This window comes from Pseudomonas sp. RW407 (assembly GCF_003176655.1).
GTDB classification, from domain to species: domain Bacteria; phylum Pseudomonadota; class Gammaproteobacteria; order Pseudomonadales; family Pseudomonadaceae; genus Pseudomonas; species Pseudomonas delhiensis.
This window is the reverse complement of the sequence record NZ_QGSL01000029.1, coordinates 369,420-381,234: the sequence shown is the minus strand read 5'-3', so window position 1 is coordinate 381,234 and position 11,815 is coordinate 369,420. Positions and strand designations below refer to the sequence as shown.

The 11,815-nt window shown below is 68.3% G+C and carries 10 protein-coding genes and 1 pseudogene; 6 read left to right on the top strand and 5 right to left on the bottom strand.

The genetic code is table 11. From position 1 onward, the window contains the following. A partial coding sequence (locus DK254_RS02605) for a DUF4880 domain-containing protein (RefSeq protein WP_256595782.1) occupies positions 1 to 194 on the bottom strand: 194 nt, incomplete at its 3' end. Positions 195 to 492: 298 nt separating this feature from the next. Between DK254_RS02605 and DK254_RS02600 the strand changes: the two genes are divergently transcribed. The 4 genes from DK254_RS02600 to DK254_RS02585 all read left to right on the top strand — a co-directional run bounded on the left by DK254_RS02600 (position 493) and on the right by DK254_RS02585 (position 5,790). Then, entirely contained in the window at positions 493 to 2,775 is a 2,283-nt protein-coding gene (locus DK254_RS02600) for an acylase (RefSeq protein ID WP_109932006.1), read from the top strand. 127 nt (positions 2,776 to 2,902) lie between these two features. Continuing rightward, positions 2,903 to 3,205, top strand: coding sequence for a transcriptional repressor (locus tag DK254_RS02595; protein WP_109932005.1), 303 nt, complete (start codon positions 2,903 to 2,905; stop codon positions 3,203 to 3,205). 199 nt (positions 3,206 to 3,404) lie between these two features. Continuing rightward, positions 3,405 to 4,736, top strand: a complete 1,332-nt coding sequence (locus DK254_RS02590) for a lysine N(6)-hydroxylase/L-ornithine N(5)-oxygenase family protein (RefSeq protein WP_109932003.1) — start codon at positions 3,405 to 3,407, stop codon at positions 4,734 to 4,736. 61 nt (positions 4,737 to 4,797) lie between these two features. After that, a complete protein-coding gene (locus DK254_RS02585; RefSeq protein WP_109932002.1) occupies positions 4,798 to 5,790 on the top strand; it encodes a GNAT family N-acetyltransferase in 993 nt (330 codons plus the stop codon). Between the two features lie 239 nt (positions 5,791 to 6,029). Here the strand turns inward: DK254_RS02585 and fhuE are convergent, their stop codons facing one another. The 4 genes and pseudogenes from fhuE to DK254_RS02570 form a co-directional block, all read right to left on the bottom strand. Further along, positions 6,030 to 8,456 carry a ferric-rhodotorulic acid/ferric-coprogen receptor FhuE gene (gene fhuE / locus DK254_RS02580; protein ID WP_109932001.1) on the bottom strand — a complete coding sequence of 809 codons (2,427 nt, stop codon included), beginning with the start codon at positions 8,454 to 8,456 and terminating at the stop codon, positions 6,030 to 6,032. A gap of 99 nt (positions 8,457 to 8,555) precedes the next feature. After that, positions 8,556 to 9,248 (bottom strand): FecR family protein, encoded by a 693-nt coding sequence (locus DK254_RS02575; RefSeq protein WP_256595781.1) that lies wholly within the window; start codon positions 9,246 to 9,248, stop codon positions 8,556 to 8,558. 120 nt (positions 9,249 to 9,368) lie between these two features. Then, positions 9,369 to 9,482, bottom strand: a pseudogene (locus DK254_RS34695) (DUF4880 domain-containing protein); the annotation flags it as partial. Between the two features lie 38 nt (positions 9,483 to 9,520). Continuing rightward, complete coding sequence (locus DK254_RS02570; RefSeq protein ID WP_109931999.1) at positions 9,521 to 10,045, bottom strand: sigma-70 family RNA polymerase sigma factor; 525 nt, start codon at positions 10,043 to 10,045, stop codon at positions 9,521 to 9,523. A gap of 192 nt (positions 10,046 to 10,237) precedes the next feature. On the opposite strand from DK254_RS02570, the gene DK254_RS02565 reads away from it, so the two are divergent. Further along, a complete protein-coding gene (locus tag DK254_RS02565) occupies positions 10,238 to 10,765 on the top strand; it encodes a sigma-70 family RNA polymerase sigma factor (protein ID WP_109931998.1) in 528 nt (175 codons plus the stop codon). Positions 10,766 to 10,786: 21 nt separating this feature from the next. Beyond that, a complete protein-coding gene (locus DK254_RS02560; RefSeq protein WP_109932937.1) occupies positions 10,787 to 11,773 on the top strand; it encodes a FecR domain-containing protein in 987 nt (328 codons plus the stop codon). Positions 11,774 to 11,815: the final 42 nt, after the last annotated feature.

Below are 11,815 nucleotides of genomic sequence, written 5' to 3'. Positions count from 1 at the left end.
TCCAGCAGGTGCGCGCTGAGCGTCCAGATATTCTCCACTTCGGCGTACTTGGCCGCATGGCGCGGGTCGCTTTCCAGCCATTGCTGGAACTCCGCGCGCTCGGCGTCGCTGCAGTCCGGCTCGTGCAGGCGCATGCACCAGTGCGCGGCGGCCTGCGCCACGGGATCGCTCGAAGGGGAAGGGGGGGTAGTCATGAAGGGGCCGGTTGAACCTTGCCGCGCCTGTGTCCGGCGCCGCGATGGCGTAGGAAGGATGGGCGCAATTATAGGAGAGCTCGCATCCTACGGAAAGCCGCGCCCGGGCGCCAGCCACCCGAATCCGGCCCGGCGGGGCGCGCACGGAGGGCGCCGGTAAAGTTTCCCGGGTGCGCTTCGTTCCCCTGAATGCCGGCGTCCGGGGCGGAGCATCCATGCCCCGAACGCCATGGTTCCCAGTCGTCCTGCGCCATCCGCATCCCACCGGGCCGCGGCGCGCTCGTACAGAGAAGAATCGATGCCCAAGCGTATCCTCCTGGCCGGCCTCGCCGGCGCCTTGCTCGGCCTGCTGCCCCAGGCCCAGGCCGACAGCGCCCGCCCGGCCGCCCTGGCCGCCGACATCCGCTGGACCGCCTACGGCGTGCCGCACATCCGCGCCACGGACGAACGTGGCCTGGGCTTCGGCATCGGCTATGCCTACGCCCGCGACAACGCCTGCCTGCTGGCCGACGAGATCGTCACCGCCCGTGGCGAGCGCTCGCGCTACTTCGGCGCCGAGGGCGAGTCCTCGGCGCAGGTCGGCAACCTCGCCTCGGACGTCTTCTTCACCTGGCTCAACCGCCCGGAGTCCGTGGAGGCCTTCCGCAAGGTCCAGTCCACGGAAGTGACGCAACTGCTGGAAGGCTACGCGGCGGGGTTCAACCGCTTCCTGCGCGAGGCCAGCGCCGACACCACCAGTTGCCTGGGCCAGCCCTGGCTGAAGCCGATCGACAGCGCCGACCTGGTGCGCCTGACCCGCCGCCTGCTGGTGGAGGGCGGCGTCGGCCAGTTCGCCCAGGCCGTGGTGGCCGCGGCGCCGCCGGGGGCTGCCAATGCGGCCCTGACCGGTGCGGAAGGCTTCCGCCTGGCCGAGCAGCGCCGCGAGCGCTTCCGCCTGGAGCGCGGCAGCAACGCCGTCGCCGTCGGTGCGGAGCGCTCGGCCAGCGGCCACGCCCTGTTGCTGGCCAACCCGCATTTCCCCTGGCAGGGCGCCATGCGCTTCTACCAGCTGCACCTGAGCATCCCCGGCAAGCTGGACGTCATGGGCGCGGCGCTGCCCGGGCTGCCGGTGGTGAACATCGGTTTCAACCGACACCTGGCCTGGACGCACACGGTGGACACCTCCAGCCACTTCACCCTCTACCGCCTGGAGCTGGACCCGCAGAACCCGCTGCACTACCGCCTGGACGGGCGCTGGCAGCCGCTGGAGAAGCGCGTGGTGAAGGTGCAGGTGCGCGGCGCCGACGGCCAGTTGCAGACGGTCGAGCACACACTCTACGAATCGGTCTATGGCCCGCTGCTGGTCTGGCCCGGCAAGCTCGACTGGAGCGCCGGCGAAGCCTATGCGCTGCGCGACGCCAACCTGGACAACACCCGGGTGCTGCAGCAGTGGTACTCGATCAACCAGGCGCGCGACGTGGCGGACCTGCGCCACCGCGTGGAATCCCTGCAGGGCATTCCCTGGGTGAACACCCTGGCCGCCGACGAGCACGGCGACGTGCTCTACCTGAACCAGTCCGTGGTGCCCAACCTGACCCCGGGGCAGCTGCAGGCCTGCGCCATCCCGGCGCTGGTGGCCGAGGGCCTGCCGGCGCTGCAGGGCAACCTCGGGCGCTGTGGCTGGAGCCGCGACCCCGCCGCGGCGCAACCCGGCATCCAGCCGGCCACGCAGTTGCCGGCGCTGGTGCGCCGCGACTTCGTGCAGAACTCCAACGACAGCGCCTGGATGACCAACCCGGCGGCGCCGCTGGAAGGCTTCTCGCCGCTGGCCAGCCGCCAGGATCAGCCGCTCGGCCTGCGCGCCCGCTTCGCGCTGCAGGCCCTGCAGGGCAAGGGCCGCATCGACGAGCCCCTGCTGCAGCGCCTGGTCACCGGCAACCACGTCTACGCCGCCGACCTGGTGCTGCCCGACCTGCTGGAGCTGTGCCGCCGGCTGCAGGACGCCGCGCTGTCGCCGGCCTGTGGCAGCCTCGCCAAGTGGGACCGCAGCGCCAACCTCGATGCCGGCCCCGGCCTGGTCTACTTCCAGCGCTTCATGGCCCGCTTCGACGCGCTGGAGGGCGCCTGGAAGGTGCCGTTCGACCCCGCGCGGCCGCTGCAGACGCCCAGCGGCATCGCCCTGGACAAGCCTGAAGTGGCGAAACAGGTGCGCGAAGCGCTGCTGGCCGCCAGCGAGGAAGTGAACAAGCAGGGGGCGGGCAAGCGCTGGGGCGAGCTGCAGGTCAGCAGCGCGGCCCAGCCGCCCATCCCGATCCCCGGCGGCGACGGCCACCTGGGCATCTACAACGCCATGCAGAGCGTGCCCCACGGCGACCACCTGGAGGTGGTGAGCGGCAGCAGCTACATCCAGTTGGTCAGCTTCACCGCCGAGGGCCCGCAGGCCAAGGGGCTGCTGGCGTTCTCCCAGGCCAGCGAGCCGCGTTCGCCGCACCATGCCGACCAGACCCGGCTGTTCTCGCGCCAGGCCTGGTCGCCGCTGCCCTTCACCGAGGCGCAGATCGACGCGGACCCCGGCCTGCAGGTGCTGCGCCTGGCGCAATGAAAGGAGGCGTACTCCCATGATTTCCAATGAGCTTCGGGCACCTGCAGAACGGATTCGAGCATGCAAGAGGAGGGCGGCGCACCCGCAGCACTGGCTGCGCCCGGCCCAGGGGGACAAGGAGAAGCCCATGACCCAATCCAGAGCCAGCGAGCCCGCACGACGGATTCTGGCCCATGCCGGCCTGCGCACCAGCCTGCCGCGGCTGGTGGTGCTGAGCGCCTTCCACGAGCAGGACGCCTACACGGTGGAAGAGCTGTACCAGCGGCTGCGCGAGCCGACCAACTCCATCACCCTGGCGTGCGTGCAGAGCACCTTGCGCAGCCTGGGGCGCAGCGGCGTCCTGGTGCGCGACACCCAGCGCCGCTACCGCCTGGCGCCCTCCTTCTCGATGGCGATGGACGAAGAGGGCGGGCACCACCGTCTGCAGTGATGCGTCCCGCGCGGCCGGCGGGGAAGGGCTGTGCGCTTCCTCGCGGCTGGAAATTCCTACAGAAAACGCTAATGGGACGCATTCTAAATTTCCGTAAAGCGGTCTCGTCTTTCAGAAACAAGGCGCCGATGCGGCGCCCCCAATTGGCCGGCGGACACCCGCCGCGCCTCCTGGCAAACGGGCTAAGGATATTGGCAGCATGAACCAGATGATCACCCCCACCTACGACGTTCTCGGCATCGGTTTCGGGCCGTCCAACCTGGCGCTGGCCATCGCGCTGCAGGAGCAGGCGCAACGCGAAGGCCTCGACTACCACGCGCTGTTCCTCGACAAGCAGGGCGACTACCGCTGGCACGGCAACACCCTGGTGGCGCAGAGCGAACTGCAGATCTCCTTCCTCAAGGACCTGGTGAGCCTGCGCAACCCCACCAGCCCCTACAGCTTCGTCAACTACCTGCACCACCAGGGGCGCCTGGCGGACTTCATCAACCTGGGCACCTTCTACCCGTGCCGCATGGAGTTCAACGACTACCTGCGCTGGGTCGCCCGGCAGTTCGCCGAGCAGGCCCGCTACGGCGAGGAAGTGCAGCGCGTGGAGCCGGTCGCCGGCGCCCACGGCATCGACCTGCTCAAGGTGGTCTCGCGCGACGCCGAGGGCCACGAGAACTTCCGCCTGGCGCGCTCCATCGTCCTCAGCACCGGCGGCACGCCGCGCATCCCGCAGGCCTTCGCCAGCCTGCGCGGCGATTCGCGGGTGTTCCACCATGCGCGCTACCTGGAGCGCATGGCCGAGCAGCCCTGCGTGCGCCACGAGCCGATGCGCATCGCGGTGGTCGGCGGCGGGCAGAGCGCCGCCGAGGCCTTCATCGACCTCAACGACAGCTACCCCTCGGTGCAGGTCGACATGATCCTGCGCGCCGCCGTGCTCAAGCCGGCCGACGACAGCCCCTTCGTCAACGAGATCTTCGCGCCCAACTACACCGACCTGGTGTTCCAGGAGCCGGAGAGCGAGCGCGAGAAGCTGATCGCCGAGTACCACAACACCAACTACTCGGTGGTCGACCTCGACCTGATCGAGCGCATCTACGCCATCTTCTATCGCCAGAAGGTTTCCGGACAGGCCCGCCACGGCTTCCTCTGCCGCCGTCACGTCGAGGGCGTGCGCGCCGACAGCGCCGGCGTGCACCTGAGCCTGCGCGACAGCGCCACCGGCGAGGTGGAGCAGAAGCAGTACGATGCGGTGATCCTGGCCACCGGCTACGAGCGCAATTCGCACCGCGAACTGCTGGCGCCGCTGCAGGCGCACCTGGGCGACTTCCGCGTCGGTCGCGACTACCGCCTGCAGAGCGACGCGCAACTGCGCGCCCCCATCTACCTGCAGGGCTTCAGCCAGGCCAGCCACGGCCTCAGCGACACCCTGCTGTCGGTCCTGCCGGCGCGGGCGGAGGAGATTTCCGCCTCGCTGTTCCAGCACCTGCAGCCGCAACCGACCGGGCGCACGGTCTCCGCGCACGCCGCCGAGACCGCCTGAGCCCATGGGCCCGCACGCCGCACCCCGCAAGGGGGCGGCGCTTCCAAGCGAGAATATCCGCATGTCCAGTCCGCTTCCCGAATCCATCCTGCCGCTGCCCGATGGCCGTCAACTGAGTGCCGAGACGCAGGGACAGTGCCTGGCGCTGTCGCTCGACGGCGCGGTGCTGCTCGCCCTGGAAAGCGATGGCCACGCTTGGCACCTGCTGTCCGAGGCATCGCCCTTCGCCCTCTGGGCCTTCGCCTACTGGTGCTTCGCCGGCGACGAACAGCGCCAGGTACTGCTCCTGCAAACGGCCAACTGCCCGGCCCAGGCGTACGCCGAGGGGCTGCTCAGCCGCAACGGCGACGGCCTGGCGCAGGTTGAGCGCAGCGCCTTCTGGCAACTGCCGCAGCCATGGCTGCGCCAGCCTCGCGAGGGGACGTTCCCCCAGGTGTTCCGCATGGGCGCCGGCAAGCGCCACCCGCTACGCCCGCCCAAGCCGGAAGGTGAGGTCTACCGGCGCTTCGATGCGTGCCTGGGGAGCTGGATTTCCCTGCGCACCCTGGACATCGACGCCGACCTGGAACGCTTCAACCGCTGGCAGAACCACCCGCGCGTACTGGAGTTCTGGCAGGAGGGCGGCAGCCCGGCGCAGCACCGCGCCTACCTGGAAAAGCTGGCGCTGGACCCTCACGCGCTGACCCTGATCGGCTGCTTCGACGACCAGCCCTTCGCCTATTTCGAGGCTTACTGGGCCAAGGAAGACCGCATCGCGCCGTTCTACGAAGTGGACGACTACGACCGCGGCATCCACATGCTGGTGGGCGAGGACAGCCAGCGTGGCCCGCACAAGGTGCAGAGCTGGCTGGACGCCCTGGTCCACTACCTGCTGCTCGACGAGCCGCGCACCCGGCGCATCGTCGCCGAGCCCCGGGCGGACAACGCGCGGATGATCGGCCACATGCAGCGCCTGGGCTTCTGGCGGGAAAAGGAGTTCGACTTCCCGCACAAGCGCGCGGCGCTGATGGTGCAGAGCCGGGAGACCTTCTTCGAGCGCTGCAACCTGCGCTGAAGGGCCGGTCTCAAAAGGGGCAGCCTGAGAGCGGCGACCTGCCTGCACGAATCGATGCCTGCCCTCGACCATGCTCCTGTCGATGACAGGGGAGGGCGAGGGCAACGTCTTGGCCTCCGGCTCGCGAAGCTCGTGCAGTTGACCATCCTCACCGACCGTTCGCGGCCACAACCAGAGCCCCGGCATGACACCGGGGTGCTGTCGTTCCAGCGGGAAGCGACGGAGGGGCACCATGCCGCTCAGAACTTGTAGTTCAAGGTGGCCAGGACGTTGCGGGGCGCGCCCCACACGCCTTGGCCGTACCAGTTCACCGCGGTCTGGTACTTCTCGTCGAACAGGTTGTTGACGTTCAGCTGCGCCGAGACCTGGGGCGTGATGTCGTAGCGGGCCATCAGGCTGGCGACCAGGTAGTCGGACTGTTCCTGGCGCTGGCCCTGGGGACCTACGCCGTCGTAGTAGATGCGGCTCTGCCAGTTGGCGCCGCCGCCCACCGTCAGCTGCTTCCATTGCCCCGGCAGGCGGTAGGTGGTGAACAGGCGTGCCATGGTGCGCGGCAGCTGGGTGTTCACGTCGTTGTCGTCTGAGTCCTTGGCGCTGTAGTGGGTGGCGAAGAAGAAGGCGTTCCAGTTCTCGGTGAGTGCGCCGGACAGCTCGAACTCCACGCCCTTGGAGGTGGCGCCGTCGGTGGCGTAGTAGGCCGGGCTGTCGGGGTTGCCAGGTACGGAATAGCCGACGTCCTGCTGGCCGAGGTTGTCCTGGACGATGCGGAAGGCGGCCAGGGATGCGTTCAGCCTGCCGTCGAGGAATTCACCCTTGATGCCGGCCTCGTAGGCGTCGCCGGTGACCGGGTCGAGCCAGGCGCCGTTGCGGTCGCGGTAGTCCTGGAAGTTGAAGATGCTGGTGTAGCTGGCGTACAGCGAGTAGGTCTGGTTCAGGTCGTAGACCAGGCCGGCATAGGGGATGAACTTGTGGTCGCTGTAGTCGTACTCGCCCGAGGAAGCCCAGCCGGCGCCCTCGCGGTCGTACCGGGTGAAGCGCCCGCCGAGGATCAGCTTCAGCGGGTCGGCCAGGGACAGGCGCAGGGCGGCGTAGCCGGCCTTCTGCTTGGTGTGGTTGCGCTCGGAGAGTTCGCGGTTCTCGTAATCCCACTCCGGTTCCGCCACGTGGCCGAAGTCGTACACGCTGACCGGGGATTGCCAGGGCGTCTTGTTGCCGATCCAGTCGAAGGAGTATTTGTGGTCGAAGTAGGTGGCGCCGACCACGGCCTCATGGGTGCGCCCGAACAGCTCGAACGGGCCGGACAGCCGTAGGTCGGTGCTCTGCTGCTTGCGCTCGCCGGGGAAGCGGGACTGCGAGGGTTCGGCGTCGATCAGGCCGGTCTCGGGGTCGGGAAAGCCCCAGTTGAAGATGCGTGCGTTGTCCACCTCGTTGCGGTTGTGCATCACCCGGAACTGCGCCTGCCAGTCGTTATCGAAGCGGTGCTCGAGGTTGGCGAAGAAGTTCTTGACCTCGACTTCCTCGGTGTTCCACTTCGGCGCGATGCTGAACGAACGGCTGTAGTGGGTCTTCGAGCCGTCGCTGTTCCACAGCGGCACGCCGCCGTAGGTCAGGCCGTCGGCGTCGGACTTCTGGTAGCTGGCGCCCAGGCTCAGGGTGGTGGCGTCGGTCAGGTCCACGTCGACCACGCCGTAGATCACGTGGCCCTCGCGGGAATAACGGTCGAAGAAGTTCTTCTTGTCCTGGTAGGCGCCCACCAGGCGGCCGCGCACGTTGCCGGTGGGGGTCAGCGGGCCCGACAGGTCCAGGGTGCTGCGGTAGTTGTCCCAGGAGCCAGCGCTGACCTGGGCCTCGCCGCGGAATTCCTTGCTGTCGGCGCGCTTGCGCACCAGGTTGACCGAGGCCGAGGGCTCGCCGGCGCCGGTGAGCAGGCCGGTGGCGCCGCGGACGATCTCGATACGGTCGTAGATGATGGCGTCCAGCTCGGACTCGCCCGCGGCGTAGTTGCTCTTGTAGTAACTGGAAATGCCGTCGTACTGGAGGTCGTTGATGAAGAAGCCGCGCGAGGCGAAGACGGTGCGCTCGCTATCCAGTTGCGGCGCGGAGATGCCCGGCGCGTTGGCCAGCACGTCGCCGAGGGTGGTCATGTTCTGGTCGTCCATCCGCTGGCGGGTGATGACGCTCACCGACTGCGGCGTCTCGCGCGTCGACAGCGGCAGGCCGGTGGCGGCGGCGGTGGCGCCGGTGGTGTAGGAGCCGGTGCCTTCGGTGGTGGTGGCCAGGGGGTTGGAGATGACCTGGGTAACGCCCAGGTTCACCGGCTCTTCCGAGACCGGCTTCATGGTGTAGCGGCCGTCGCTGTCCTGCACGGCCTGCAGGCCGGAGCCATCGAGGAGCCGTTGCAGGGCTTGCTGCACGCTGTAGCGGCCGTCCAGGCCGTAGCTCACGCGGCCGTCGGTCAGCGCCGGGTCGAAGGAGATCAGGACCTTGGCTTCGGTGGCGAAGCGCGTCAGCACTGCGCCCAGGTCACCTTTGCCGATGTGGTATTCGCGCACGTCGGCGCCATCGGGTTCGGCCTGGGCGGGGACGCCCAGGCCCAGTACGGCGGAAAACAGCAGCGCCTGGGCCAGCGCCAGGGGGAGGGGACGTGGGGCGAAGGGTGCTCTCATGGTGGTGTTGTGCTCTTCCAGGTTGGCAGTGGGGCGTTTGCCCTCTGCTTGATGAGTCGAAGGAGCACGGGGAAACCTATCAGAGGCCCGCAGAAATTTTCAGCGAGGCACGACCTTGACCCAATAGCGGGTGCGCTGGACGACCCGCACCGGCAGGCTGGAGGCCACCGCCCGCAGGGCCTTGTCGGTGTCGTCCAGGGAGAAGGTGCCGCTGATCCTGAGCCCCGCCACGGCGGGGTCGCAGTGCAGCCAGCCGCTGCGATAGCGAGCCAGCTCGGCCAGGAACTCATCCAGCCGCTGCCGGTTGGCGACCAGCAGCCCGGTGCTCCAGGCATCCTGGCCCGGAGAAACGGGGAAAGGCCTGCCGGCAGCATCGGCACTGAGCGAACACTGCTGGCCGGCCTCGAGCAACAGCGGCTGGCCGTGGGCCGGCGTGAGGCGGACACGGTGCTCGAAGACTGCGACCTGGGCGCTGTCGTCCTGCAGGCGCACGGCGAAGCGGGTGCCCAGCGCCTGCACCGTTCCTTGCGGCACCTGGACGAGGAAGGGGCGGTTCAGGCTATCGGGGGCCGTGGTCACCAGCAGCTCGCCGCGACGCAGGATCAACTGGCGCTGGTGGGCGTCATAGGCGACATCCACCGCGCTGTCGCTGTTGAGCTGTACGCGGGTGCCGTCAGGCAAGGTAGTGCCGAACCGCTCGCCCAGCGGGCTGCGCAGGTCCGCATCCCATCCCGCCGTCCTGGTGTAACGAAGGCCACCATAGCCCAGTGCCGTGCCGCCTGCGACGAGCACGAAGCCCTTGAGCAGCGTGCGTCGGTTCAGGCGTCCGTTCCGCTCGGCCTGGAGCAGGGCCCGGGGCGCGAGCGAAGCAGGCAGGCGGCCGAACTGGCCAAGCGTCAGCTCCACCTGGCGCCAGGCCCAGGCGTTCTCGCCGCGCTCTTCCAGCCAGTGCTGCCAGGCATTGCGGTCGTGCTCGGTGGCGTGTTCGCTCTGTAGCAGGCTGTGCCAGGTGGCGGCCTGCTCCAGCGCTTCGCGCTGCTGTCGGTCGAGGCGGTCCAGGAGGCTCAGGGCAGGGCTCCCAGGCGGAAGAGCATGCAGTGATGGGTGGCCTTGGCGATGTAGCGGGTGATGGTGACCTCGCTGAGGTCCTCGGCTTCGGCGATCTTCCGGTAGGTCATGCCCTCGAGTTGGGAGAGCAGGAAAGCGCGCCGCACCTTCCGGCCCAGCCCGGCCAGCATACGGTCCAGCTCGCAGAGCGTTTCGAGCAGGATGGCCCGGTCCTCTTCGCTGATTTCCAGCGCCTCGGGCTGGCCGGCCAGCTCCTCGAGCCAGGCGCGCTCCAGGCGGTCGCGCCGGTAGTGGTCGATCATCAGCCTACGCGCGATGGTGGCCAGGTAGCCCCGGGGCTCGCGTACCTCCTGCAGGCGATCCGGGGCGTCCTGGGCGGTCAGGATGCGGATGAACACATCCTGCACCAGATCCCGGGCAAGCTCGGTGCAATTGACCCGCGGCCGCAACCAGCCGAGCAGCCAGCGGTGATTGTCTTGATAGAGGTGACTCACCAATTCCCTGGTACGCGATGCCGACATGGATAGTCCGGTTCATGAAATTGAGACTTATTACCATCTTATGATTTTCGCCAGGCCTCCGGCAAGGCTGGCACGGAAGAGGGGATGCCTGTCTGCCTGGCTTGTTTTGCGGGTGGCTGTCAGGTTATAAATGATAACTATTGCCATTTGACAATCCCTCCCTGCGCTTCTCCAGCAAACACGAGGCCACCAATGTCCGTCGCCGAGCTTCCCGGGCAGCAGGGGCTGCATTTGCTGTATAGCGATCACCACGGCTGGCTCAAGGGATGGCTGTACAAGCGCCTTGGCAATGCAGCCGATGCAGCGGACATGGCGCATGACGTGTTTTTGCGTCTGCTCGCCAAACCTGCTTCCCGTGGATTCTCCAGCCCTGTCGATGCGCGCGCTTATTTGTGCGCGATGGCCCGCGGAATGTGCGTCGACCTGTGGCGCCGGCGCGAGGTGGAGCGGGCCTGGCTGGACACGCTGGCTGCCCAGCCGGAGCCTTTCGAGCCCTCGCCCGAGTTCCGCATGATGGTGATCGAGACGATCCTGGAGATTGGCGCCGTGCTTGCGCGCCTCTCCGACAAGGCGCAGAAGGCATTCGTGCTGGCGCAGATACATGGCCTGTCCACGCGGGAGATCGCCGCCAGCCTTTCGGTGTCCGAGCGCATGGTCCAGAAGTACCTGGCGCAGGCCATGCTGCAACTGGCGCTGGTCGACGCCGGCCTGGCCCACTGAAGCATGGGCGACCGGCCAACCATGACTCCCAACGACGAGGCCAAGGCCGATTTCGCCAGCCTGGAGGCAGCGGCGCAGTGGTACGCGACGCTATATGCCAGGGGCTCCACCGGGGCCGAGCGGCGTGCCTGGGAGCAGTGGCTCGCGCAACGCCCGGAGCACCGTCAGGCTTGGCAGCATATCGAGGCCGTCAGTGCCCGTTTCGCCCCCCTGCGCGGCGAAGGGGTACGCGAAGCGGCCGCCGCCGCGGTGGGAGCCGCGACCAGCACGGACCTGGAGCGGCGCCTTGTGCTGCGTGGCCTGGCTGCGTTCGCCGGGGTGGGGTTGTTCGCCTGGCTGGGGTGGCGCTACTCGCCGCTGCCGGAGTTGATCATGGCCTGGCGTTCGGACTTCAGCACCGGTATCGGCGAGCGGCGCGATCTGCAGCTGGCCGACGGCACGCGAGTCTGGCTGAACACCAGGAGCGCGCTGGATGTCGCCTATGACACCAGCCAACGCCTGCTGACCCTGGCGATGGGCGAAATACTCATCGATACCGCGAAGGACGACTTGCGGCGGCCCTTCTTCGTCCGCACCGGTTTCGGCAGCATGCAGGCGCTGGGAACCCGCTTCAACGTCCGCCAGACGCCGACCCATACACTGCTGGCCGTTTTCGAGGGCAGTGTCAGCATCTGCAATGCGGCGGGCGAGGTGCAACGGGTCACGGCCGGCCAGCAGCGCCAGTTCACGGCCACGGCCATCGCCCCGGCGAGGCCTGCCGATCCCATGCGGGAGGCCTGGACGCGGGGTGTCGTCCTGGCCGACAACATTCCGCTGGGCGCGCTGGTGGAGGAGTTGGGACGCTACCGGCAAGGCCATCTTGGCGTGGCCCCGGAGGTGGCCGGGATGACGGTCGTGGGACGTTTCCCCATCGACGACCCCGACCATGCCCTGGCCATGCTCGAGCGCGATCTGCCCGTGCGGGTACGCCATACCTTGCCCTGGTGGACGAGCATCGAGCCGCGTTGAGCGGCGAACGGCAGAAGCCTCGCGAATTTTTTTCATCGCGAC